Here is a 24,615-nt window from a genome sequence, read left to right on the forward strand (position 1 = left end):
AGGCTCGGGGACATGAGGAACAGCAACGTCCTGATCTCCGGCGCCAGTGTCGGCGGCCCCGCTCTCGCCTACTGGCTCAACCGCTACGGCCACACCGTGACCGTGGTCGAGAAGGCCCCCGCCCTGCGCCTCGGAGGCCAGGCGGTCGACTTCAAAGGCGAGACCCACCTGTCGGTGCTGGAGCGGATGGGCATCCTGGAGGACGTACGGCGGTTGCAGACCGGCGGGACCGACCAGGAGATCGTTGACGCGAACGGCCGCAGGCTGGCGGTGATGCCCGGCGAGTTCACCGGTGGCGAGCTGGAGATCCCGCGCGGGGAGTTGTCCCGGCTGCTGTACGACAGGACGCTCGCCGCCGGGTGCCGGTACGTCTTCGGCGACTCCATCACCTCGCTCACCGAGACCGAGGGCGGCGTCCACGTCACGTTCGAGCACGGCGCTCCGCGGGTCTTCGACCTGGTGGTGGGCGCGGACGGCATCCACTCCAACGTTCGCCGGCTGGCCTTCGGCCCCGAGGCCGACCATGTCCGCTTCCTCGGCCACTACTACGCCCTGGCCGACCTTCCGCAGTGCTTCGGGAAGATCGCGAAAATGTACAACGAGCCCGGCAGGCTGGTCGCCATCGGGGGGCCCGGAGCCGATGCCTTCTTCGCCTTCGCCTCGCCGCTGCTCGACTACGACCGCTACGACGTGGAGGCGATGAAGCGGATCGTGATCGACGCCTATGCCGGGATGGGCTGGCAGACCCCCGCGGTCCTCGACGCGGTACGGCAGGCGGACGACTTCTACCTCGACTCGATCAGCCAGGTCCGGATGGAGCACTACGCCAGGGGCCGCGTCGTGCTGCTCGGTGACGCCGCCTACGGCAACACGCTGGGCGGTTTCGGCACCGGCCTGGCCATGGTCGGCGCGTACGTCCTGGCCGGAGAGCTCGCGGCGGCGGACGGGGACCATCAGGTCGCCTTCCGGCGCTACGAGGAGGGGTTCCGCGGCTACGCCAGGATCGCCAGGAACGGCAACGCCGGTCCCTTCCTCGCCCCCGGCACCCCGGGCCGGATCCGGATGCGCAACTGGATTTTCCGCTACGGATTCCTGCTGAAGCTGATGCTGAGGCTGACCGACAGGTTCGCGACCAACATAACCCTCAAGGACTACCCGTCGATGGTGCGCCGCTGACCCGGCGCGGGTCAGGACGCCGGTCATCGGCGGGCTCCTTCAGGTGGAGGGTGTCGGGGCGCGCTCGCGGTCGAGCGGCGCGTACATCGCGCTCCGCCTGTCGAAGAGTCCCACCGTGACGAAGTAGACGTTGGCGATCACCATGAGCGTGATCGACGTGCCGGCGTACAGAGCGGTGCCGAGCGCGGGGACGGCGTCGACCGGCAGCGTGTAGGCCATGACCACGCGCGCCGCGGAGTCGAGGAGGGTGCCGGCGCCCCACAGGACGGTCGTGACCCGCCAGGCCCTGCGGAAGCGGGGGATCCGCTCCCACAGCACGTCCCACGTCTCGCCGGTGCCGCGGACCGGGAACCTGTGCTCCAGCAGCGGCCGGCTGAACAGGAAGGTGAGCGGCATCCCGACCCGCAGGCTGGCCAGGAACCAGAGCCCGACGGCGGCCGTCAGCCACCCTTCCCTGGCGAGCAGGAACCGCTCGCTGCCGCTGATCAGCGACGCCCCCACGCCCAGCACCATCATGGCCGTCATGAAAACGGAGAGCCCGTCGACCCTGTGCTCCCTGACCAGCGTGTAGGTGCCCATGGCTGCGGGCACCACGCTCGTGACGAGCAGGGACAGGTAGACGCTCATCCCGGCCGAGCGCAGCACGTAGTACAGGGCGGCCGGTACGAGCAGGTCGACCAGCAGGCGCAGCAGCGTGCGCCGCCCGCTCGGGGCGCTCACGGCTCGCTCCTGGTCGCCAGGTCGAACAGCGTCACCAGTTCCTCGGCGCAGGCGGTGAGGTCGAGATCGGGTCTGGCCTCCAGCAGGAACGGCAGGCCGTCCAGGGCGCGCTGCACGGTCGCCGCCATGACGAAGGTGTCGAAGTCGCGGAACTCGCCGCCGCGCTGCCCGTCGCGCAGGATGCGCTGGAGGTGGCCGAGGACCTCGTTCTCGTCGCCCTCGTCGTAGGAGCGGCTCGCTCCGCCCTCGTCGCGGAAGTTGAGGAAGATCTCCATCATCGCCCGCATCCGTGGGCGGTTGTCCGCGATATACGCGACCAGCGCGGTGATGTAGGTGCGCAGCGCGTCACGGGCACAGGTCACGCCGGCCATCCGCCCGGCCATGAACCGTCCGATGTGATCGTAGAACTCGGCGACGGCCGCGCTCATCAGCTCGTCCTTGCCGGCGAAGTGGTACGAGATCAGGCGGGTGCTGCTCAGCCCCGCCCGTTCGGCGATCCGGGCGAAGGACGCCTGGCCGTAGCCGAGCTCGGCGATCGTCTCGATGGTCGCCTCGATGATCTGGGCGCGCCTGGCCGCGCCGGTGAAGGAGCGCTCGGCGGGTGTTTCCCTGCCCTGACTTACTTGCATGAGTAAAAAATACGTCATACGAGTAATGCGGGCAAGCGTGCCGGGCCCGGTAAGGCCGGCTGTCCCGTCCGATTCGCGTGCCGCTCGCCGGCCGGTGAGCGGCACGCGGCCCGTGCGCGCCCGCGTCGTGTCCGGGGGCCTCGGGCGACGGGATCGAAAGGTGCCGCGAGTGCGGGCGGGATGGTTGGATCGGGAGGCATGGCGGTTGGTGATCCTCATCGGGTGGTCGAGGCGGTCTGGCGGATCGAGTCCGCGCGGGTGATCGCGGGGCTTGCCCGGATGGTGCGCGATGTCGGCCTGGCCGAGGAGCTCGCGCAGGACGCCCTGGTCCTGGCGCTTGAGCAGTGGCCGAAATCCGGCGTACCGGATAATCCCGGAGCCTGGCTCATGCTGACCGCCAAGCACCGGGCGATCGACCTGCTCCGCCGCAGGACCCGTTACGAGCACAAGCTCGAAGAGGTCGGCCGGGACATGGAGATCCGTCAGGAAGCGGCCGAGGCCGAGCTGGACGACGCCCTCGACGACCACATCGGTGACGACGTGCTGCGCCTGCTCTTCACCGCCTGCCATCCGGTGCTGTCCACCGAGGGGCGCCTGGCGCTCACCCTGCGCCTGCTCGGCGGCCTGACCACCGAGGAGATCGCGCGTGCCTTCCTGGTGCCGGAACCGACGGTCGGGCAGCGGATCTTCCGGGCCAAGCGCACCCTCGCCGAGAAGCGGGTGCGCATCGAGCTGCCCGCCCCGGCCGAGCTGGGCGAGCGTCTCGCATCGGTGCTGGAGGTCGTCTATCTCATCTTCAACGAGGGCTACTCGGCGACCGCCGGTGACGACTGGATGCGCCCCTCGCTCTGCGAGGAGGCGCTGCGCCTGGGCCGGATCCTGGCGGGCCTGATGCCGCGGGAGGCCGAGGCGCACGGCCTCGTCGCCCTGATGGAGATCCAGGCGTCGCGCCTCCGGGCCAGGACGGGGCCGGGCGGCGAGCCGGTCCTGCTCCCCGACCAGGACCGGAGGCTGTGGGACCGGCTACTGATCCGCCGGGGGCTGGAGGCGCTCGAACGTGCCGAGGCGCTCGGCACGCTCGGTCCCTACGGCCTGCAGGCCGCGATCGCGGCCTGCCACGCCCGCGCGCGGTCCACCGACGACACCGACTGGGAACGGATGGCCGCCCTCTACCGGGTGCTCGCCCACCTCGCCCCCTCACCCGTGGTGGAGTTGAACCGCGCGGTCGCGGTGAGCAGGGCGTACGGCCCGGCGCGGGGCCTGGAGATCGTGGACGGGCTGGCGGCGGAGCGCGCGCTGAGGGGCTATCCGCAACTGCCCGCCGTACGGGGTGATCTGCTCGTGAGACTGGGCCGCCTCGACGAGGCGCGCGAGGAGTTCGAACGGGCCGCCGAACTCACCCGCAACGAGCGCGAGCGGACCCTCTTCCTCGCCCGGGCGGCCGCCACCCACGGATGAGCGAAAGCGGAACCCCCGTCGGGCGATGTCAGGGGCGGTCCGTGGCCTCGAACCTGCTCCTGCCCTCCCGCTCCAGCCAGGTGGCGAAAATTACGAGCGGCTGCTGGCAGTCGCCAGGGAGGCCTTCGCCGAACACGGGACCGACGCCTCGCTCCGGGACGTCGCACGCCGGGCGGGCGTCGGCATCGGCGAACTCCTCGCCCTCGTGGCGGGCATCGCCTGGGCGAGTGAGCAGTCGACCGGCCACGACCTGATCGAGCGTCTGCTCTCCCTGTCCGCCACGGGCTTCGCCGTGGACCGGTCGCCGGACTCCGCTCCGGCCTGACCTCACCCGGGGGCGTCCCTGGTGTTCGACGGGCTCTGGCCGGTCGGCACGGTCGGGCTGAACCGTACGGGCAGGGCCTCCAGGCTGCGAACCCACAGCGAAGGGCGCCATCGTAGCGCGTCCGGTTTCACGGTGAGATAGACGTCGGGCAACCGGTCGAGGAGGACCTCCACGGCCGTCTTGGCGATGATCTCGCCGAGCTCGGGCGCAGGGAAGGGGCAACCGTACTCGCCGTGGCTGAAGGACATGTGCGCCCGGTTGGCGCCGGAGCCGGCATGGGCGGCCGGTTGCACCTGCGGATCGGCGTTGGCCGCGGCGACGCCGAGCACCAGCATGTCGCCCCGGCGGATGCGCCGCCCGGCCAGCTCGCAGTCCTGCACGGCCCAGCGTGAGGGCAGGTTCGGCGAGGGAGGATCCTTCCACAGCACCTCGTTCAGCGCCTCGCCGACGCTGCTGCGGCCACCCTGCAGGCTCATCGAGAAGTGGTCGTCCACCAGCATCAGCCGCAGGGTGTTGCCGATCCAGTTGGCGCTGCTGTCGTGGGAGGCGATCATCAACACGATCAGGTCCTGGACGATCTCCTCGTCGGTGAGCCGTGCGGCGTGTGCCAGCAGATGCGAGGTGATGTCGTGGCCCGGCAGGGTGCGCTTGTCGGCTATAAGCCGGCCTATTTTGTTCAGAATTCGGGGAAGCGCCGAGGCGGCCTCCTCGCTCCCGCCCAGCACGTGGTTGACGTCCTTGACCAGGTCCGGCAGGTCGGTCTCCGACAGCCCGAACAGCCGGGTGACGACCTGAGCCGGAATCCGGTAGGCGTACTGGGAGATCAGGTCGGTCTGGCCGTCCCCTGAGAACTCGTCGATCGCGAGGTCGGCGACCTGCTCGCAGATCAGGGTCAGCTCGGTGCGGTCGACGGTGTCCAGCGCGTCGCTGATGGCGCCACTCCGCCGCTGGTGCTCGACCCCCTCGGAGTACATCACGGACGGCTGCCATGTCACGTACGGGAGCGACGGCCAGTCCGGGGGGAGGTGATCCCGCATGTTCCAGCGCCTGGGGTCGCGGCCGAACAACTGTGGCTGGCTGGTGACATGGTGCAGCTCGCGGTAACCGATCACGAACCAGGCGGGCATGTCGTCGAGGAGAATGGGGACGAGGGGCCCGTGCTCGCGGCGCATCTCCTGGAATATCGCGGCCGGATCGTCGTCGATCAGTGACGCGTGCAGCCGTACGGCATCGGCGTGGTCGGTGTATCCCTCCAGCGGCCCCCGTCTCGGCTCGGGATTCTGAGATGTGGGCGAGGCGGCGGACGGGGCTGCGGAGTCGGGCGGGGGAGGGGAGTTCGTCACGGCATGCTCTCTCAGGCGGGCGACTGGTCGTGGGTGCGGGTGAGGTGCTCCATGAGCGTGATCAGCACGTGCTTGCACGAGGACCGCTCTCTCGCGTCGCAGTCGATGAGCGGGACCTCGGGCGACAGCGCGAGCGCCTCGCGCACCGAATCCAGGGTGGGCCCGTCGGTGAAGCGGTTGACTGCGACGACGAACGGGGTCCGGTGGTGCTCCAGCCGGTCGATGGAGTACCAGGAATCCTCCAGGCGGCGGGCGTCCACCAGCACGACCGCGCCCAGGCTGCCGGCGAACAACTGGTCCCACACGAACCAGAACCGCTGCTGACCGGGTGCGCCGAACAGGTAAAGCACCATGCTCGCGTTCAGCGTGATCCGGCCGAAGTCGAAGGCCACCGTGGTGGTCGTCTTGGTCCGTACCCGGCTGGCGTCGTCGATGCCCACGCTCGCCTGGGTCATGACCTCCTCGGTGCTCAGCGGGCGGATCTCGCTCACCGAGCCGACCATGGTCGTCTTGCCCACCCCGAACCCGCCGACGATCACGATTTTCAGGGCGTCCGTGGCGGTCGTGCGTAGCGGCGTTCGCACGGCGGCCGCCATCTGGTCAGAGGTTGTGGAGTGCAACGAGCACCTGCCTCAGGATTTCGGGATCCGGTCGTTCGGCATGTGCGGCGATCGACGGATGACGGACGGTGATGCGACCGGTGTCCAGCAGGTCGCGCAGCAGGATCTTCACCACGCTGACCGGCAGTCGCAGCTCCGCCGAGATCTCCACCACCGCCGTCGGCCGCTGGGCCATCCGCAGGATCTTGATGTGCTCGGACTGCATACCGGGGGTGGGGGCGCACTCGCTGACGATGAGGGAGACGGAGTCGAAGGATTTCTCATCGGCGTTGGTACGCCCCCCGGTGACCGTGTAGAGCCGGTCCGGGTCTTCTCGGTCGATGGCTCGCCGTGTCATCCGCGGTCGTCGCTGTTCTCCGTTTGCCGAGGTGCCGCGGTGAGGTACACCCCGATCTGCTCCACCAGTTCGTTCATGTTGTGCGCGATAAGCCCCACCTCGCCGTCCTCCTCGGCCACCACGGCCAGGTGGGCGCCGTCCCCGGCCGGCACGATGAGCAGCAGCCCGCCGGCGAACTCCACCATCGCCTGCCCCGCTCCGATGCCGTCCCCGAACTCGGCGGAGGCGCTCAGCGAGAGGCTCTGGATCCCGGCGGCCAGGGCGGAGAGCTGGTCGGCCCCGTCCCGGCCGAGGCCGGCGGTGAAGCACATCTTCAGGCCGTCTCTGGTCAGCACCAGCACATGCCTGATCCCCGGGGTCTTCTCCTTGAGGTTCTCCAGTAGCCAGTCGAAGTCACGATCGGTGGTGTGCGAAGCGTCGGTTGTGCTCATAGAAACGACGGGGTGCCCCTTCGGCGCGGGCGCGGGAGGGACGGCCCCTGCCTCCTCATCTGTGAATCCAAAGATGTCCGGTGGTCGGCAGACGCGTGTCAGGAGTCGCCCGGGGCCGGGGAAGGGGCCGAAGAAGAAGTACGCCCACGGCCGCCGGCTTGGCGGAACGCGGCGAACCTCGCCGCCGAGTCACGCCCCTCGCGCGCGGGCTTGGCCGGCGATGTCTGCCGCGCCCTGGTCGCCTCAGCCAGCGTCTGCCCCCGGCGCCGCCTGGGCAGCAGATCCTCGGACTCGTCGGCCGGCCCCTCCTGCGCGGGTAGGGCCGGTGCCGGTACGGCGGCCTTCACGGGGCGGCGGACCGACGACTCGACGACGGGCGGCACGGTGGCCGACAGGGGCTGCGTGATCAGCAGGCGCGGGATCAGCATCACGACCCCCATGCCACCACGGGCGGACGACCGGAAGCTGACCGTCAGGCCGTACTTGTCGACCAGGCGCCCCACGACCGCCAGGCCCAGCCGGGTACCGGACAGCGTCCGCAGGTCGAGCGGCTCGGATACGAGCCTGGTGGCGTGCTGCCGCTCGCGCGGGCGCATCCCCAGACCACTGTCCTCGACCGTGATCACGACGCCGGCGTCCTCCTCGTCCACGTACACGTGGACCTCGGTGCCGTGCGCCGAGAACGTGGCGGCGTTGTCCATCACCTCGGCCAGCGCGTGCATCACGCCCTCGGCCGCGTACCCCGCGACGGCGACGGTGCTGGTGGAGTGCAGCCGGATGCGCCGGTAGGCGCCGATGCGGCCCATCGCGCCGCGCAGGACGCTCTCCATGACGATCGGCCGGGTCCATCGCCGCCCGGAACGGCCGCCGCTCAGCAGCGCGACGTTGTCCGCCAGCCGGCTCATCTGGGAGATGCGGTGGTCCAGGTCCAGCAGGTCGGCGAAGATCTCCTCGTGCTCGCCGTACTGCTCCTCCAGTTCGCGCAGCCGGGCGAGCAGGCTGGTGGCCTGTGCCTGCACCCGGGCCGCGGCCCCGGCGCACGCCGCCATCACGGCGGTGCCCCTGCGCTCGCTCTCGGAGAGCTGCCGCGCCGTCTCGCGCAGCAGGTCGCGCAGCGGGTCGTGCCCCGGCTGGTGTATCTCGGCCAGTGCGGCGCTCACCGACATCCGGTTCGTCTGGATCCGCCTGACCAGCTCCGGCAGCGTGTCGTCGATCAGCCGGGAGATCTCGTGCTCGGTCGCCTCACGGGACACCTGGGCGACGGCGCGCTCGCGTTCGAGCAGTTCGAGCTCGTGCCCGGCCGCGTTGAGCAGGTGCCGCAGCGGGCCGTCCGGAGGCTGCGGCACCTGGGAGAGCGCGTCGGCGACCGAGGCGCCGTCCCGCACCTGACGCCCCAGCGAGGGCAGCGACTCCTCGGCCATTCGCAGTGCTTCCCGCTCCAGCCAGGTGAACCGCGCGCCGGCCCACTCGGCCTGCTCACGCAGCCGGCGACCGGTGCCGGAATAGTGGACGATGGCCGCGGCGGCGCCGGACAGCAGTACGGCCGAGACCCCGCCGACGAGCGCCATCAGCTCTCTGGCCTCGTAAGGGGCGGCGGACATCGCCCACAACCACGCGCAGACCGTAATGATCATGGTGCCGAGAGAGGCGAGGACCGCCAGTTCCCCCGGTGAAAACCTTCTCTGCGCCCGGCGGGGTACATCTACTGACATCGGCGTCCTCGGGGGTGGCGGCAGAGCATGACAAGGCCGCGTCGAACCTGCTGTTCCCCCTGCGAGACAGGACGGCCATGCGGTGCCGTTTCACAGCAGAGCGTGAACAGGCACATACCGTAGCACCATGCCTACGACTAAGAACAGACAGTCACTCTCGAACCATGTGTTTCAGTTTTAATCAACCACGAGTCAATGCTTCCATTGACCAATGCTCGCCATTCGGACATTTATGGATATGTGGTGATGATTTTCCGTGGGGGTTCGAGGTGTGCGGCCTTGCCGCCTCGATGGAGACGGGGGTGGGGGCTGTCCTGCTCTCGCGTCGGGAACGGGCCGCCGGTTCGCCGCGCTTTTCCTCGTCGCTCATCCGGGTCCGAGTATCCGCCTGAAAAAAGGACAATCATTTCTATATCGTACATTTTGCTTATTGTGAGCCGTTGGGTTGTGTGGCCCGGGACTCTCCCCGGTCCCGACGGTTCGGCGCTCCGTCGCCACGCCGAAGCCGTGGGCCTCCCTGCGACAGCGGAGACCCACGGCGTGGGGGTGAAGCGCCTGATCAGCGAGGAGAGCGCGTTGACCACCGCTGATCAGGCGGGCTCAGAGTGCCTCAGGGGTAGGAGACGAGCTTGGACGGGATCGTGGCCGTGCCGAAGGCGGGGCCGCCGGTGCCGTTGATCACGTGGTTGATCCGCCCGTTGCCGCCGAGGGAGACGGTGAGCAGGCTGTGGAACTTGACGCCGGGCTTCACCGGGGTCTCGAACGCGTTCTCCACCTCGATCGTCGGGTCGACGTTGAAGTAGACGTAGCTGCCGAGACCCCAGCCCTCATGGGTGTTGACCGCGGGGCCGACCTTGTAGGCGGCCCAGCCCTTGGTGCTGCCGTTCATGTAGGCCGCCTGGTTCGGCGGGTCGTACGCCTTCTCGTTCTGGAAGAAGATCGTCCGGCCGCGCTCGCCGTACCACTCGACGTCGTACTTGCGGTAGTGCTCGACGAACAGGCCGGTCGCCAGGACGTCGTCGCCGTTGACGATCAGGCCGGTCTCGGCGGTGTTGACGTTCCAGCCGATGCCGTCGCCGTGGTCACCGCGCCACAGCCAGGTGTGGTCGATGATCACGTCGTCGCTGTTGACGACCACGCTGGTGGTGGCGTTGCCGGCGAAGGCGCCGCCGATCCGGACGAACACGTCCTGCAGCGTGGTCGGGTTGGCGGCGTGGTCGGCGCTCGACCCCGGCGGGCCGACCTCGATGAGCACGTCGGACTTCTGCGGGCCCGCGTCGACCAGGAAGCCGGCGAGCCGCACGCCGTCCACGTCGGCGACCTTGACCGCGCTGACGCCGCCGTCGGGGATGATCGTGGCCAGGCCGAGACCCAGGACCACGGTGTTCGCCCTGGTCACGTTGATCGGCTGGTTGACGTGGTAGATGCCGGGGGTGAGCAGCAGGTGCAGGCCCTGGCTGAGCGCGGCGTTGATGGTCGCTGCCGTGTCACCGGGCTTGGCGACGTAGAACTGGCCGAGCGGGATCGAGGTTCCGGGGGTGGCGCCGTTCGCCCAGCTCACGCCGCGCGCGTCGGTCCGCTTGGCCGGGACGAACACCCGGTACTCGTTGCCGGAGACGTAGAGGTACGGCTTCTCGCGGCTGATCGGGGTGTTGTCCAGCGTGGTGTAGGACTTGTCGGCGAAGGCGGTGGCGGGAGCGCCCTGCACCCCGGAGAACACCATGTTCCACACGCCGTTGACCCAGCCGCCGACGGAGCTGTCCCGGGTGTACCACTGCTGCTGCGAGTACGGGCCGACGGCGCCGTCGATCTTGCTGTCGGCGATGTAGCCGCCGCTGGCCCAGCCGTAGCCGGTGGGGGCCAGGTTGAGCGCGCCCTTGATGTGCATGCGACGGAACGGCGCGGCCTGGGAGACGGCCCACTGGTTGGTACCGCCGGGCGGCTGGACCGACAGGTTCTCCGTCGAGCGCCAGAAGTTCTGGGTCGCGTTGCCGCCGAACCAGCCCGCGTCGACGGTCACGCCGTTGACGGTGACGTCGTCGGGGGACTGCCCCAGACCCATGATCGAGGTGTAGAAGCCGACCTTGGCGTTCACGTTGTAGGTGCCCGGCTTGAACAGGAAGGCGTGGCGCCCGGTGCCGAACTGGGCCGACTCCTGCTGCTGGAAGACGGCGTCGAGCTGGCTCTGGATGCCGGCGCTGGACATGGACGGGTCGAAGACGTGAACGTTCGGTCCCAGATCGCCGCCGCCGGGGATCACCGGACCGTCAGACGTGGTGTAAACGGCGAACTCCCACAGTGAGTATCCGTAGCCGGTGGCTCGGGTGGTGCCCTGCATCCGGACGTACCGGGCGGAGCCGCTCACCTCGTGCGACTGAACGCCGCCGGTGGCGCCCGTGACGGTCTTCAGGTCGGTCCAGGTGGTGCCGTTGGTCGACCCCTGGAGCTTGAACGCGCTCGCGTACGCGGCCTCCCAGCGCAGGTCGATCTTGCAGATGGTCTGGGGCGAGCCCAGGTCCACCTGGATCCACTGCGGGTCGCTGGCCGCGCTGGACCAGCGGGTCCCGTTGTTGCCGTCGAAGGCGGCGCTCGCGGGGGTTCCGCCGTTCTCGGTGGACGACGCGGTTGAGGGCTTGTTCAACGCGGCGTTGGTGGTCCCGCACTGGCCCACGGGGTTCGAGCCGCCACCGAAGACCTGGAACTCCCACAGTGAGTATCCGTAGCCGGTGGCCCTCGTGACGCCCTGCATCCGGACATACCGGCCGCTGCCGGTGACGTCCCAGGTGTCGATTCCGCCGTCACCTCCGGTGACGGTCTTCAGGTCCGTCCACGTGGTCCCGTTCTCGGACACCTGGATCTTGTATCCGCTGCCGTACGCGGCCTCCCAGTTCAGCACGACCCTGCTGATGCTGGACGAGGCGCCCAGGTCCACCTGGAGCCACTGGGAGTCGCCGACCGCGCTGGACCAGCGGGTGCTGGTGTCGCCGTCGACCGCGGCGGCCGGCGGGGTTCCGCCGTTCTCGGTCGAGGAGGCCGTCGCGGTCTTGCCCTGCGACAACAACGTGTCGGCGAAGGCCGGGCTCGACGGTACTGCGAGCAGAGCCGCCACGACTGCCGTGGCAGTCCATAAGGCGGCAGGACGGAACAGACCTCTCATGCTTGTCTCCACAGTGGATCCGGGGGGTGGAAGGTCCGACAGCAGATGAGGCGCGACTACGGCACCCGTAAATCAACGCCTTATTTCTACACTTAATTTAACTCGTCGGAAACATGGGGTCAATAGGTCGCGCGTCACGGATGGGGTGGATCGGGGCTCCGTCCCCGCGCGTGGGAGACGCCTTGGGCCGCCGAGGTCTGTGCGCTGTCCCCGCGGGTCCCCTGGGCTCCGCCGGATCCCGCCGCCGTGTCCGATCCCCGCGGGCCGGTCTACAAGATCACGTACTGGGTGCCGGTCGAGGGTGTCCCGCCGAGCACCCCGCGGCGGCGGACTCCGAGGATGCTGGCTCAATTAATGAGATTAAATGATATAAGTGCGGATTAATTATTTATCTATAGGAATTCTGATATGCGGGATATTTGTGGTGCTATGAAAGCTTTCGCGTTGTCCACCGCGGCTGTCGCGGTTCTTGTCGCCGTCATCGGCTGCCTGGGGGCCATCGACGCCCGGAGCACCTTCTCCGCCTCCGCCGCGAGTTCCGCCGCCGGCGTGGACGGGCAGACGACCGGGACCTCCGTGGGGACGAGCGGGCAGGCGGCCGGGACCTCGGCGGCCAAGCGGGTGGTCAGGACCTCGGTGGTGAGGGCCGGCGGGAAGTCCTACCTCAGGGTGCGGGTGACCAGCGGGTACGGCGGCACCAGGCGGTTCGCCGTGAAGCAGCGCGTCTGCGGGAAGGGGGCGTGCCGGACGGTCACGACCACCCTGTCGGTGCAGGCAGGCCGGACGGCCTGGCAGGAGAGGTATCTCGGCACCGGCACCTACCGGAGAAGCGGTGCGTTCTCCACGTCGGTGACGGTGCCGCCGGTGGCACGCTCGACCCCCGCGGCCAGGGTGACGGTCACCGCGACGCCCTCGGTGACCCCGACCGTGCACACCACGGTCACGGTGAGCACGACGGTGACCACCACCGCCACCGTGACAGCCACGGCCACCGCCACGGTGACCGCCACCGCGACCGTGACCGCCACCCCGACCGTGACCGCCACCGTGACCGCCACCCCCACGCTGCCCGCGCTGCCGACCGGCCCGCTCTGCGGAGCACCCGCCAACGCCTACGGGTTCACCTTCTGTGACACGGGGAGCAAGGTTCACCAGCCCGCGGACGACGCCTGCGCGGTTTTCCCGTGCATCGAGAACTTCCGCGACGGGACGGGCTATCTGGTCATGTGCAATGACGGCATGGTGAGCATGTCGGGCGGGATCCAGGGGGTCTGCTCCTCCCACAGCGGGTGGCAGCGGGACGTGTACCGCAACACCGTTTAGGTGGACACGCGCACGATCGTCACGCCGGCAGGCCCCCTCGCCTACCGGTGAATCGGAGCGTTCAGACGCGGGGCACGACGTGGCCGAAGCGGAACACCCGGGCCGGGTCGTAGTGGTCCTTGAGGGCGTTGAGCCTGCGCAGTGTCGGCTCCGGCCAGGCACGGGCCAGGTCCTCGGGGGCGAGCATCGGCCCGTGGAAGTTGAGCTGCGTCCCGCCGGTCTGCCAGGGAGCCAGGGCGGCGAGCACGGCACCGCCCACGGCCGGGATGACCGTGTCGAGCAGCTCGGGAACGGGGGCGCCGATCACCATCACGCCGAAGGCGGCGTCCCGCCCGCCCACGGCGTTCGGCCGGCGCGGCTCGCGGCCCAGTGCCCCGCCCAGCTGGCGCACCTCCACGACGGCCAGCGGCACGTCGGCCGTCGGGCCGGCCGCCGCCAGGAGCGCTTCCACGGTCTCCGCGCCGAGCTCGCGCAGCAGGGCACCGCGATCCCAGCTCGGCATGGGGTGCACCGGGTCCCGGTGCACGGAGTCGATCGCGCTGAACGGCATCTGCGCGATCTCGCCGAAGATCGGCTCGGCGACGGCCCGCATCGGGGCGAGGAGGGCCTCCGCCTTGTGGGCGTCGCCGAGGTGGGCGAAGCGCAGGTGGGTCACGAAGCGGCCACGCAGCTGCGGGGGGAGCTCGGGCACCGGGGGCAGGCGCAGCATCGCCACCGAGGTGGTCGTGGCCTCCGGCAGCGTGCCGGCCCAGGTCCGGTAGGCGTGCAGGACGGCGGGGGTGTCCTCGGCGCTGAAGTAGAGGCCGCCCCCGTACAGGGTCGACACCGGGAACAGGTCGATGACCATGGAGGTGACCACGCCGAAGCTGCCCTTGCCGCCGCGCAGTCCCCAGAACAGGTCGGGTTCGGTGTCCGGGTCCGTCACCCGGACCATGCCGTCCGCGGTCACCACGGTGATCTCCCGTACGTGGTCGGCGGCGAAGCCGAAGGTCCGTGAGATCGGGCCGATGCCACCGCCCAGCGTGTAGCCCACCGCCCCCACGCCCGAGGACGAGCCGCTCAGGGGCGCCAGGCCGTACGGGGTCGTCTGCGCGATGACGTCCGCCCAGCGGCAGCCCGCGCCGACCCGCGCGGTGCGGCTGGACGAGTCGACGGTGACCTCGCGCATCCTGGAGGTGTTGATCAGCAGTGCCCCGTCGGAGGCCTGGACGGCGCCGTGCCCGGTGGCCTGCACGGCGACGGGAAGGGAGTGGTGGACCGCGAAGCGGACCGCCGCCATGACGTCCGCGGTGCGGGTGGCGCCCACGACGACGGCCGGGCGGTGCCGGACCGCGGTGTTGAAACCCGCGGTCTCCTCGTCGTAGCCGTCCTGACCAGGAGACAGGACAGGGCCGGCGACCTGGCCTCGCAGGACTTCCAGCTCTCCGCCGAGCTGCTCGGCTGTGGAAAAGGCGGTACTCATGAGGGTTCTCCCGATGGTGTGAGACGACTCGCGGCGTGGGGCGAGGTCGCAGGGCCTCGGTCGGCCCGGTCCGCCAGTTATCGCAGCCGGCACTTGGAGACGGCTGGGTTGTTACTGGGTGCCCGGCGGCCACGGCGATCGGAGTGGTGCCGCCGGTCCCGGCCGAGGGCCTAGAGGTCTCCTAGTCGTTTCCTAGACGGCCATGGGACGCTGCGCGCATGTCGTCGCCACTGGAGTCCCAGCCCTCCAGCACCCTGCTGTTGCGGGAGGTCCTGGCATACGTGGGTGCGACGGGTCCCGATCTGCTCGACGAGGCCCTGGCGGAGGCCCTGTCCGAGGTGTCGGTCGCTCGCTGCCGGGTGTACGTGCTGGTCGATCTGGCACGGCCGGTGGACGATCCACCGGTGGCCGGTGCCCTCGTCGAGGTGGGGCAGCCCGCCCGGGACGCCCGCCTGCGAGCCCTGGCCGTCGCGCTGCCACACCGGGGACGGGGGCTCGGCCGGAGGCTGCTGGGTGACCTGCTGACGGAGATGCGCGCGGACGGCGTCCAACGGGTGCGCTACCGTGTGGCGGCGGCGGATCCGGGAACGTTCTCACTCCTTGGCTCCTCCGGTTTCGTCGCCGCGGACAGAACCCCCATCGCGGCCTGCCGATACGATGAACCCGCGATCGAGGCATTGGCGGTCGCGTGGCTCGTGCGGGAGTTGTGATGCTCGCGAACGGTGGCGAAGCACCGGATACCGTCCAGGCTGCGGCATGCCTGGATTTCCGCATCCTCGGACCGGTGGAGGTGGCCGACGGCACCGGTGCGCTCCTCGACCTCGGATCCCGCAAGCAGCGGGCCGTGCTGACGCTCCTGGTGCTCAACGCGCCCCATGTCGCACCCCTCGACCAGATGATCGACCGGCTCTGGGCCGACGAGCCGCCGTCCAGCGCGACAGGAACGCTCCAGGCGTACATCTCCCAGCTCCGTAGGATCCTCGAACCGCTGCGCAGCCCTCGGTCCCCCGCTCGCGTCCTGCGGACCCGGGAGCCTGGGTACCTGCTGGACATCTCGCCCGATCAGGTGGATGCCAACCGCTTCAGCCGGGCCGTCGAGGAGGCGCAGGCCGCCCTGGCCGAGGGGCGGGCGGGGGAGGCCGAGCGGTCTCTGGACGCGGCACTCGGCGCCTGGCGAGGTGAGCCGCTCGCCGACTTCTCCGACCGCTCCTTCGTGGGGCCCACCGTGGCCCGCCTCACCGAGGTGCGCCTGTCGGCGCTGTCCACGCGGGCCGAGGCGTGGCTGCTGCTCGGCAGGTTCAGCGAGGCCGCCGTCGAGGCCGGGCATCTGCTCGATCTCGATCCCTACCGGGAGGGGTCCTGGGCGCTGCTCATGCGTGCCCTGTACCGCGACCGCAGGCAGGCCGAGGCGCTGGCCGCCTACCAGCGCTGCCGCACCCTCCTCGGTGACGAACTCGGGCTCGATCCCAGCCTTGAGCTGCGCCGTCTCGAACAGGCCATCCTCGACCAGGACGAGTCTCTCGAAGGCTCCTGGCCGTCGATCGCGCGAGGGGAGGAGATCTCGCCCGCGCGCGGGGACGGATCGTCTCGCGGAGAAGACGTCGTGGCTCCCCGGGCGGCAAGGGAGTGGCGCGCCCCAGCTCCGCGCGGGCGCAGGCTCGTGGGCAGGGAGCCCCACCTGCACCGGATCCGGGAGCGGGTGCGGGACACGGCCCGTGGTGCGGGAGGTGTGCTGCTGGTCAGCGGTGAGTCCGGCGTCGGCAAGACCCGTCTGGCGGAGGCCGCGGCCGAGATCGCCGGGGAACTGGGCGTCACCCCGGTGTGGAGCCGGTGCGTCGAAGGGCGTGGCGCGCCCGCGTTCTGGCCGTGGATCCAGGTGCTGACCGCCCTCGAAGAAGAGGCGGAGGCCGGCGCCGGAGGGCTTGAGACTGTGACCCGGGAGGCAGCGGGGGTCGAGAACGTGATCCGCCGGTTGACGGGCGCGGACGGGGCCTCGGTCGCGGACGATCCCGACACCGCGCGCTTCCTGCTGTACGACGCGGTGGCCAGGGCGCTGTCACGACGGGCGGGCGCGGCACCGGTGCTCATCCTCATGGAGGACGTCCACTGGGCGGACGCCGCATCCCTGAAGCTGCTGACCTTTCTCGGCGGCGAGCTGCACCGGGTGCCGTTGCTCGTGCTGGCGACCCTGCGCCCCGAGGCCGCCGAGGCGCGGCCGGCGCTGACGGACGCGCTCGGCGATCTGGTCCGACAGCGCGGTACCGAGCGGATGAACGTCACCGCGTTCACGCGGGAGCAGGTCGCCGACTACCTGGACGACGCGGGCCCTGACGATCCGGACCGGGCCGGCCGTGCGGACATCGGCCCCGACCCGGCCCTGGCCCGCGCGCTGCACGACCGTACCGGTGGCAACCCCTTCTTCCTCGGCGAGGTGCTCCGCCTGCTGGACAGCGTCTCGCCCCTGGACCAGGTCGCCGCCGCGGACGTCACCTCCCTCTCCGTCCCCGAGGGGGTGCGCGACGTCATCACCCAGCGGGTCTCGCGGCTGCCCGAGGACTCCCAGACGCTCCTGCGGGCAGCCGCGGTGATCGGCAGGGACGTCGACGCGGACGTGCTGGAAGCCGCCACCGGGATCGGCGGCGCCCGGATGATGATGCTGCTCGAACCCGCGGTGGCGACCGGCCTGCTCACCGAGGTGGCCGGAGGCTGGGACTATCGCTTCTCGCACGCGCTCGTCCGCGAGGCTCTCTACACGGGGCTGAGCCGGCTGCAGCGGGCGCAGATCCACGGGCGGGTGGGCGAGGCGGTCGAGAATCTTCACCCGGGAAACCTGGAGCCGCGGTTGCCCGTGCTCGCCCACCACTTCGGTATGGCGGCCAGGATCGGCCACTCGGCCAAGGCGACGTCGTACGCCGTCAGGGCGGCGGTACAGGCGGCGGCCCGCCTCGCCTACGACGAGGCGGTCATGTTCTGGGAGCAGGCGCTCGCGGCGCTCGATCCGCAGTCCGCAGATCCGGCGTTCAGCCGCGGTGCCCTGCTCATCGAGCTGGGACGGGCGCGCAGGGTGGCCGGCGACGTGATCGCGGCGCACACCGCCCTGGACGAGGCCGTGACCCTCGCCACCCGTAAGGGCGACGACGCGGCGGTGATCGAGGCGGCGACGGTCTTCGGCGGGGTGACGCTGTGGAACTGGCGCGCCTACGGCGTGGTGGACACGCGCATGATCGACGTGCTGGAGGACCAGCTGAACCGGCTGCCACCCGGGCGGGAGGCGGTCAGAGCCGAGCTGCTGGGAACCCTCGGGGTGGAGCTCTACTACAGCGAACGGCGGTGGGAGGGAGCGCGTCTCGCGGCCGAGGCGGTCGCGCTCGCCCGGCGGGCCGGTGACCACCGCCTGCTCGCACGCACGCTCAACAACTTCGTCATCGCCTCATGGACCCCGGAGTACGAGGAGGAGCGCTACCGGGCGGCGGAGGAGATCCTGTCCCTTCCCGACCTGCCCCGGGCCGCCGAGATCATCGCCCGCCTGCACCGGATGCCGACCTTCCTGCGCGAGGGAAGGCTGGCCGACTACGACGCCGAGCTGGCCCGCTGCCTGCGCCTGACCGGCGAGGTGCGGATGCCGGAGATCGAGACGCAGGTGACCTACGCCGCGACCGGGCGGGCGATGCTCGACGGCCGCTGGGAGGAGGTGGAGAGGCTTGCCGCGACCGGCGCCGAGAGCTACCGGCGCATCAGCCTCTGGGGCCCGGAGTACATCCATCTCCTCTGCGCCTTCTTCTCGTCCTGGGCACAGGGCCGACACGGGGTGCTGCTGCCGGAACTGCTTGAGGCCGCCGAGGACGACTCCAACAGCCTGCTGCGCCCCGCCGCCGTACTGGCGGTGATCGAGGCGGGGGACGAGGCGCTCGCCCACCGTCTGATCGACCGGTGGGGCGTCGCCGTCGAGCGTGACTGGGCGTGGCAGTTCGTCACCTGGCAGTGGGGTCTCGTCGCGGCCAGGATCGGCCGTCCCGATCCGTACGGGCTGCTGGAGGAGCTGGAACCCATCGCCGGACAGCTGGTGACGTTGGGAACGGGATGCATCTCCTGGGGGACGATCCACGATGTGGTCGCCCGGCTGCTCCACAGGACCGGTCGCGCCGAGGACGCCCTGGCGCACGCCGAGCGAGCGCGGGAGATCCACCGCCGCCTCGGGCTGCGGCACCTGGAACACCGCAGCGCCGCGCTGGCCAGGGAGATCCGCGAAAGCTGATCCCTCCGGCCGGAGCCCTCACATCGGCGCCGAGGCGGGCGGGCGGCACCCCATAGTCGCTCTCACAAGATCTTCCGATGGGGTGGGCTCCGTCCCGCCGGTGTCGGATCCGGCGTCGGTGGATTTCGCGGGACGGTCGCCGGGCTACCCTGCACGGCATGATTGAAGTGGAGTTGCGTGGATGGCGACCCGACGACATGTGGGTCGTGCTCGACGCGTTCAGCTCCCCGGACATGGCCGAGCAGGCGGCCCGGCCCATCGACACGGCTCAGGCGGCGCTGGAGTGGATGGGGGTCTGGGGCTTCCGCGATGACGCGCGGGCGTTCGCCGTGGTGTCCAACGGCGAGGTCGTGGGGAACGTCGCCGTGAGCAACATCGACGCGCACGAGACCGGCTGGGTGTCCTACTGGACGATCCCGCGTGCCAGGGGACGGGGCGTGGCCGTGGCCGCCGCCAGGAAGATGGCCGAGTGGGCGTTCAGGGAACGGGGGCTGTTCCGCCTGGAGCTGGGACACCGGGTCAGCAACGCGGCCTCCTGTGCGGTGGCCATCAGGGCCGGATTCCGGTCCGAGGGGGTTGAGCGGGCCAAGCTGAGTCACCAGGGCGTCCGCTATGACGTGGAGCGGCATGCTCGCCTGGCCACCGACTGAGCGGTGATGCTCGGCGCACAGGCGTAACGCGGGCTCAGAGGGCTTTGAGCCCGGCGAGGAGGTCGCGGAGCAGGTTCTCGCGGGGGATCGCGGAGGGAGCCGCGGGGAGCCGTACGGTGATCAGGTCGTGGTCGCGCAGGTCGCCGAGGAGCACCCGGAGCACTCCGACGGCCAGGCCGGTCTCCCCGGCCAGCTCGGCGACGGAGATCGGCGCGCGGCAGGCGTTCAGGATCGACATGTGCTCGGGCGGCAGGTCCCGGCGCGGGGCCCTGACCGCCACCACCATGGCCATCAGGTCGAAATGAGCCCCCGCGGCCCTGGTCCTGCCGCGGGTCATCGTGTAGGGGCGGACGATCGGACCGGCCTCCCGGTCGAGCCAGCGCTCGGTCATCAGGGCCCACCCTCCTGCCCGGTGCGCCGCCGTTCGTCGCGGAACGACGCGAGCACGCCGCTCGGGACGGCTCCCCTGCTCTCCGGGGTGGTCTCCGCGACGGGGTCGCCGGAGGCGGCCCGTTCGGCGGGTACGGTCTGGCGCACCCGTTTGGGGAGGCCGTTGCCGGAGGGCAGCCTTTCGACCTCGACCGAGTAGGTGAACCGGGGATCGAGCGGTTCGACCACCAGCTCGCCCGGGAGCAGCACGATCGCCGTGGTACCGCCGAAGGGGGAGGGGCGCAGGGAGACGCGGATGCCGTGCCGGATGGCGAGCTGCGCGACGACGAACAGGCCGAGCCGGTCGCTGTCGGCCAGGTCGAACTCCGGCGGGTCGGCCAGCCGCGCGTTGAGCCGGGCCATCTCCTCGGGGGGGATGCCGAGCCCCCGATCCTCGACCTCGATGGCGTAGCCCTTGGCGACCGTCTCGCCGTGCACGCGTACCGAGGTGTGCGGGGGAGAGAACATGGCGGCGTTCTCGACCAGCTCGGCGACCAGGTGGATCACGTCGGTGACGACCGCGCCGATCACGGACGGGCCGTGCGGAACGCTGATCGTCACGCGCGGATAGTCCTCGATCTCCTCGACCGCGGCGCGGACCACGTCGTAGATCGTGACCGGTGTCCGCCAGCCCCGTCCGGGGACGGCGCCGGACAGGATGATCAGGCCCTCGGAGTGGCGGCGCATCCGGGTGGTCAGGTGGTCCAGGCCGAACAGATCCTCAAGGGTCTCCGGGTCGCGGGCCCGCCCTTCCATGGTCTCCAGCATGGCCAGCTGCCGGTGCAGCAGGGACTGGCTGCGCCTGGCCAGGTTCACGAAGACCTTGTTGACGCCCTTGCGCATCTCGGCCTGACCGACGGCGGCCTCGACGGCGGTCCGTTGCACGGAGGAGAACGCCTCGCCGACCCTGGCGACCTCGGTGGTGCTGCCGACGTTGATCTCGGGTGCCTCCGAGCAGACGTCCTCGCCCCGGCGCAGCCGCCGGACCACGTCGGGCAGCCGCCTGTCGGCCAGGTCGAGGGCCGCCTGCTGGAGGTCGACGAGCTCGCCGCCCAGCCGCCGGCCGAACCGTACCGAGACGAAGACGGACAGCCCGACCGCGACCAGGCCCAGCCCGCCGGCGAGGCCGATCTGGGTCAGGATGCCGGTGGCGAGCGGCGTGGACCGCTCGCTGATGCGTTCGCTGACCTTTCCGGCGCGGCTGTCGAAGCCGTCGGAGAGACGGGTGGCGACCTCGGCCCAGGCTGGGGCCGGGACCGCCGACGTGGCGATGGCGTTCTCGATCCCCTCGAACGAGGAGTAGTCGGGGGAGTCGTGCAGGGGGGTGTAGAGGGCCTGGAACTCGGCGTCGAACTGGTCGAAGCCCAGGGAGTAGAGGAGCCTGCGGCCGGTGACCAGCTCGCTGAACCTGGCACGTTCCGAGGGGCTCATGGCCCCCTCGACCACGGCTCCGGAAATCAGGGCGGCCTGCTGGCTGAGGATCTCGCGGCTCCGCCCGACCATGACGACGGCCCGCGCCTGGTCGGTCAACTCGATGTCGGTGGATATCCGCACCTTCTCGTAGACGTCGAAGGCGGCCTCGATGATCCCGGTGTAGGCGTCGAGCGTCTGCAGCCGGGTGTCGGTGCGGGTGTCGACGCCGCTGCGGATCTCGGTGAGCCGGTCCATGGTGCGAAGGAGCCGGTTCAGCCGCTCCCAGGTGCCCGGGACGAGGTCGGAACGGGCCTCGGTGATCAGCCGCTCCAGCTCGGCTCGCGCGGCGTTCGTACGGACGCGCTGGGCGTCCAGTTCCGCACGCGAGACGTCGATGTCTCCCAGGACGGACAGCGACAGCAGCCGTTCGTGCTGGAGCGCGGTGGTCACCGTTCTGGCGGGCAGGACCGCGTACGCGTAGCCGTCGCGGATCTTGAGGAGTTCCTGGCCGCTCTGGACCGTCAGGCTGGCAGCAAACGCCCAAATGACTACAAGGGATATAATTGGTACCAGAAGTAAGGTAAAAATTTTCACCCTGATTGAGTATTTTCGGCCAGCCATAATACCTCGCACTACTGAGATGCGTGGTCAACAGTCGCCAAACATAGCAATGCGGGTCACTTGGTGCTAGATGTGCATGTGAGTCACGTTGGGATGATTTATCGTGCTGTATCGGTTTGGAACCTTCCATACCTCAGATACGTCTCTTTAGGTAGGAGGGGAGCCTTCAATGCAAACGATTGCGGAGCTGGTCAAAGCCGAGGCTGAGCGGGCGGGACAGTCGGCGCGGGCCCAGGGCGGCACGCTGGCGGTGCAGTTGGTCCGTTTCAGTCCGCGGTTGGTGACGGCCGAGGTCGACGAGGGTGCCGCGTGCGTCGAGTTCCGGATCGTCGACGAGACGCTGGACTGGCGCTGCAGCTGTCCCGAGGGTCGTGGCGGTGCCTTCTGTGCGCACTGCGTGGCGACGGCTCAGTCGGTCAGCACGAGAACGGACAGGAAGGACTCTCCGGGTGTGTCATCGGCGACCGCCTCGGTGAGGACGGTCCGGATGGCGTCGTAGGTCTGGCGGTCCTCGCTCCGAAGCGTCGACGGCTCCGACCAGAGCAGCAGGTGCTCGCCCGGTGGCAGCCACGACAGGTCGGTCAGCACGTCATAAAGCGAGTCGAGGGTGTGCCCGAAACGATCGGGCAGGTCGAGGGCCTCGGCGATCGCGTCCATCGCCTCGGCCGAAGTGGTGATCTTCGCGCCGTTCAGCGGGTGCGGCGTCGCGGTGCCGAGCATGGACTCGACCTCCTCCGCCGACCCCTGGCGGAACGTTCCCCTGGACAACACGATCATCCCCGCCCGTCGCAGCGGAGGGGCGCGCGGCGGCCGTCGTCCCGGCTCACCGTCGACCACACGCCCTGAGCTGCTGGTTCGCACTGCTTCTCGGACATCTCACCTCGCCGAACTACCCGCGCGCGCCCGCTGGAAAACGGGACGGCGGCGTGTCTTCCCGCCGCCCGCTGGAATGACATTGTCTGATTGTCAGACAATATGCCTACAATCGCCCCATGAAACTCGCCGTGATCGGAGCCGCCGTGCTCTGGGGGACCGCGGGAACCGCGGGCCTGCTCGTCACCGGGGTCGATCCCGTCTCCATGGCCGCCGCACGCCTGGTGATCGGTGGCCTGGTCCTCGCCGCCGTCACCGGCCCCGCGCGGCTCCTGCGTCTCCCCCGCGGCCCGCTCCCGGCGCGTGGGCGCCGCCTTCCGGCGCGCCTCGGCCCGCTCGCGGCGGCCGCGGTGGCGGTGGCGGCGTACCAGTTGTGCTTCTTCGCCGCGGTCAGCAGGACCGGAGTGGCCGTCGGCACGGTGGTCGCCATCGGCAGCGGTCCGGTTTTCACCGGGCTGCTGTCCTGGCTGCTCGACCGCGTGCGGCCCAGCCGCCGCTGGGCGACGGCGACCGCGGTGGCGATCGCCGGCTGTGCCGTACTCACCGGAGGGGGAGGCGAGGTGCGGGCCGACGGGGTCCTGTTCGCGCTGTTCGGCGGCCTGCTGTACGCCTTCTACGCGGTCACCGCCGCGCGGACGATCAGCGCGGGGGCGCCCTCCGACGCGGTGATGGGGCTGATGTTCGGCGGGGCGGCGGTCGTCATGGTGCCCGTCCTGCTGTGGACCGGCACCGGCTGGCTCGCCGAGCCGCGCGGCCTGCTCACCGCCCTCTACCTGGGCTGTGCCACCACCGCGCTGGCCTACCTGCTGTACGGAAGGGGCCTGCGCACCACCCCGGTCGCGACCGCCGCCACCCTCGCGCTGGCCGAGCCCGCGGTGGCGACGCTGCTCGGTGTCGTCGTGCTCGGCGAGCGGCTCGGGCCCGTCTCGGTCACCGGCCTGCTGCTGCTCGGCGCCAGTCTGGTCGCGGTCTCCCTGCCCGAGCGCGTCTCTCCTCCTGGCCGGGACAGAAGGGCAATAGGGTCGTCGGCGTGACCCTCCCGCTCCATCCCGTCTCCGCCGTCGGCGCGCTCGCCGACGCCCTGCGCCGGCGGGTGCTGTCCGGCGAGATCGACCCGGGCACCACGCTGCCGGAACAGGAGCTCTCGGCCCTGTACGGGGTGGCTCGCCCGACGGTCCGCGAGGCGCTCGCCGTGCTCGTGCACGAGGGGCTGCTCAGGCGCGAGCGGCACCGTAGCGCCCAGGTGGCCGAGGTGACCGTGGCCGACCTGGACGACCTGATGTTCGTCCGGCGCCCGCTTGAGGAACTGACGGCCACCGCGCTGGCCGGCCGGCGGGTCGGGGAGGCGGACGCGGCACTGGCGCGGATGGCCGCGCTGCCCGCGGACGCCCCCTGGTCGGACATGGTGGCCGAGCACATGGCGCTGCACCAGGCGCTGGTCGTCGCGGTGGGCAGTCCCCGGCTGGAGCGGCTCTACGGCATGCTGGCCGTGGAGACCAGGCTCGGCCTGGTGAGGCTGCGCGCCGTCTACTCCGACCGGCACGTGCTGGTCGCCGAGCACCGGAACCTGCTCGACGCGATCGGCAGCGGCCCCGCGGAGGCCGCCAGGGAGGCGGTCGCCGCGCATCTCGATCACGGCTGGGGCGATCATTAGGCACTGACTTGCACGGTTCTATTGCAC

Annotated in this window: 21 protein-coding genes; 9 read left to right on the plus strand and 12 right to left on the minus strand. The window is 70.5% G+C overall.

Annotated elements, in window-relative coordinates; translation table 11 throughout:
* Positions 1 to 12: 12 nt before the first annotated feature.
* Positions 13 to 1,176, plus strand: a complete 1,164-nt coding sequence (locus ACWD3H_RS31550) for an FAD-dependent monooxygenase (RefSeq protein WP_451957576.1) — start codon at positions 13 to 15, stop codon at positions 1,174 to 1,176.
* Positions 1,177 to 1,215: 39 nt separating this feature from the next.
* On the opposite strand, the gene ACWD3H_RS31555 is transcribed toward ACWD3H_RS31550, so the two are convergent.
* Positions 1,216 to 1,896, minus strand: a complete 681-nt coding sequence (locus tag ACWD3H_RS31555) for a VC0807 family protein (RefSeq protein ID WP_451957577.1) — start codon at positions 1,894 to 1,896, stop codon at positions 1,216 to 1,218.
* A complete protein-coding gene (locus ACWD3H_RS31560) occupies positions 1,893 to 2,525 on the minus strand; it encodes a TetR/AcrR family transcriptional regulator (RefSeq protein WP_355620526.1) in 633 nt (210 codons plus the stop codon). The genes ACWD3H_RS31555 and ACWD3H_RS31560 overlap by 4 nt, the downstream gene beginning before the upstream one ends.
* A 198-nt stretch (positions 2,526 to 2,723) precedes the next feature.
* Here ACWD3H_RS31560 and ACWD3H_RS31565 point away from each other — a divergent pair, with 198 nt between their 5' ends.
* Together ACWD3H_RS31565 and ACWD3H_RS31570 are read left to right on the plus strand one after the other, a co-directional pair.
* Complete coding sequence (locus ACWD3H_RS31565; RefSeq protein WP_355550072.1) at positions 2,724 to 3,983, plus strand: RNA polymerase sigma factor; 1,260 nt, start codon at positions 2,724 to 2,726, stop codon at positions 3,981 to 3,983.
* Between the two features lie 25 nt (positions 3,984 to 4,008).
* A complete protein-coding gene (locus ACWD3H_RS31570; protein ID WP_451957578.1) occupies positions 4,009 to 4,308 on the plus strand; it encodes a TetR family transcriptional regulator in 300 nt (99 codons plus the stop codon).
* A gap of 2 nt (positions 4,309 to 4,310) precedes the next feature.
* Here the strand turns inward: ACWD3H_RS31570 and ACWD3H_RS31575 are convergent, their stop codons facing one another.
* The 6 genes from ACWD3H_RS31575 to ACWD3H_RS31600 form a co-directional block, all read right to left on the minus strand.
* On the minus strand, positions 4,311 to 5,651 hold the full coding sequence (locus ACWD3H_RS31575; RefSeq protein WP_451957579.1) for a cytochrome P450: 1,341 nt from the start codon (positions 5,649 to 5,651) through the stop codon (positions 4,311 to 4,313).
* Between the two features lie 11 nt (positions 5,652 to 5,662).
* Positions 5,663 to 6,247 carry a GTP-binding protein gene (locus tag ACWD3H_RS31580; RefSeq protein WP_355620514.1) on the minus strand — a complete coding sequence of 195 codons (585 nt, stop codon included), beginning with the start codon at positions 6,245 to 6,247 and terminating at the stop codon, positions 5,663 to 5,665.
* A gap of 4 nt (positions 6,248 to 6,251) precedes the next feature.
* Positions 6,252 to 6,608: a DUF742 domain-containing protein gene (locus tag ACWD3H_RS31585; RefSeq protein WP_451957580.1), complete on the minus strand. Its 357-nt coding sequence runs from the start codon at positions 6,606 to 6,608 to the stop codon at positions 6,252 to 6,254.
* Positions 6,605 to 7,039 carry a roadblock/LC7 domain-containing protein gene (locus ACWD3H_RS31590; protein ID WP_355550082.1) on the minus strand — a complete coding sequence of 145 codons (435 nt, stop codon included), beginning with the start codon at positions 7,037 to 7,039 and terminating at the stop codon, positions 6,605 to 6,607. The genes ACWD3H_RS31585 and ACWD3H_RS31590 overlap by 4 nt, the downstream gene beginning before the upstream one ends.
* Before the next feature lie 98 nt (positions 7,040 to 7,137).
* On the minus strand, positions 7,138 to 8,640 hold the full coding sequence (locus ACWD3H_RS31595; protein ID WP_451957581.1) for a sensor histidine kinase: 1,503 nt from the start codon (positions 8,638 to 8,640) through the stop codon (positions 7,138 to 7,140).
* Between the two features lie 721 nt (positions 8,641 to 9,361).
* Positions 9,362 to 11,860 carry a discoidin domain-containing protein gene (locus ACWD3H_RS31600; RefSeq protein ID WP_355550086.1) on the minus strand — a complete coding sequence of 833 codons (2,499 nt, stop codon included), beginning with the start codon at positions 11,858 to 11,860 and terminating at the stop codon, positions 9,362 to 9,364.
* A gap of 492 nt (positions 11,861 to 12,352) precedes the next feature.
* Here ACWD3H_RS31600 and ACWD3H_RS31605 point away from each other — a divergent pair, with 492 nt between their 5' ends.
* Positions 12,353 to 13,231 carry a hypothetical protein gene (locus tag ACWD3H_RS31605; RefSeq protein ID WP_451957582.1) on the plus strand — a complete coding sequence of 293 codons (879 nt, stop codon included), beginning with the start codon at positions 12,353 to 12,355 and terminating at the stop codon, positions 13,229 to 13,231.
* Positions 13,232 to 13,292: 61 nt separating this feature from the next.
* On the opposite strand, the gene ACWD3H_RS31610 is transcribed toward ACWD3H_RS31605, so the two are convergent.
* Entirely contained in the window at positions 13,293 to 14,693 is a 1,401-nt protein-coding gene (locus ACWD3H_RS31610) for an FAD-binding oxidoreductase (protein ID WP_451957583.1), read from the minus strand.
* A 218-nt stretch (positions 14,694 to 14,911) separates the two neighbouring features.
* On the opposite strand from ACWD3H_RS31610, the gene ACWD3H_RS31615 reads away from it, so the two are divergent.
* The 3 genes from ACWD3H_RS31615 (at position 14,912) to ACWD3H_RS31625 (ending at position 19,598) form a co-directional block, all read left to right on the plus strand.
* Complete coding sequence (locus ACWD3H_RS31615; protein WP_451957584.1) at positions 14,912 to 15,403, plus strand: GNAT family N-acetyltransferase; 492 nt, start codon at positions 14,912 to 14,914, stop codon at positions 15,401 to 15,403.
* On the plus strand, positions 15,403 to 18,948 hold the full coding sequence (locus tag ACWD3H_RS31620) for a BTAD domain-containing putative transcriptional regulator (protein ID WP_451957585.1): 3,546 nt from the start codon (positions 15,403 to 15,405) through the stop codon (positions 18,946 to 18,948). Before ACWD3H_RS31615 ends, ACWD3H_RS31620 begins: the two co-directional genes overlap by 1 nt.
* A 158-nt stretch (positions 18,949 to 19,106) precedes the next feature.
* Positions 19,107 to 19,598, plus strand: coding sequence for a GNAT family N-acetyltransferase (locus ACWD3H_RS31625; protein WP_451957586.1), 492 nt, complete (start codon positions 19,107 to 19,109; stop codon positions 19,596 to 19,598).
* Between the two features lie 34 nt (positions 19,599 to 19,632).
* Here the strand turns inward: ACWD3H_RS31625 and ACWD3H_RS31630 are convergent, their stop codons facing one another.
* The 3 genes from ACWD3H_RS31630 to ACWD3H_RS31640 form a co-directional block, all read right to left on the minus strand.
* The gene (locus ACWD3H_RS31630) at positions 19,633 to 19,989 is read right to left on the minus strand and encodes a DUF742 domain-containing protein (protein ID WP_355550099.1); all 357 of its coding nucleotides are present in this window, start codon (positions 19,987 to 19,989) and stop codon (positions 19,633 to 19,635) included.
* Positions 19,989 to 22,034: a sensor histidine kinase gene (locus ACWD3H_RS31635; protein ID WP_451957587.1), complete on the minus strand. Its 2,046-nt coding sequence runs from the start codon at positions 22,032 to 22,034 to the stop codon at positions 19,989 to 19,991. The genes ACWD3H_RS31630 and ACWD3H_RS31635 overlap by 1 nt, the downstream gene beginning before the upstream one ends.
* Positions 22,035 to 22,469: 435 nt before the next feature.
* A complete protein-coding gene (locus ACWD3H_RS31640) occupies positions 22,470 to 22,829 on the minus strand; it encodes a barstar family protein (RefSeq protein ID WP_451957588.1) in 360 nt (119 codons plus the stop codon).
* Between the two features lie 224 nt (positions 22,830 to 23,053).
* Here ACWD3H_RS31640 and ACWD3H_RS31645 point away from each other — a divergent pair, with 224 nt between their 5' ends.
* Both ACWD3H_RS31645 and ACWD3H_RS31650 read left to right on the plus strand, forming a co-directional pair.
* Positions 23,054 to 23,968: a DMT family transporter gene (locus ACWD3H_RS31645; protein WP_451957589.1), complete on the plus strand. Its 915-nt coding sequence runs from the start codon at positions 23,054 to 23,056 to the stop codon at positions 23,966 to 23,968.
* On the plus strand, positions 23,965 to 24,588 hold the full coding sequence (locus ACWD3H_RS31650) for a GntR family transcriptional regulator (RefSeq protein ID WP_350918318.1): 624 nt from the start codon (positions 23,965 to 23,967) through the stop codon (positions 24,586 to 24,588). The genes ACWD3H_RS31645 and ACWD3H_RS31650 overlap by 4 nt, the downstream gene beginning before the upstream one ends.
* Positions 24,589 to 24,615 lie beyond the last annotated feature (27 nt).

It is taken from the genome of Streptosporangium sp. NPDC002607 (assembly GCF_053592655.1).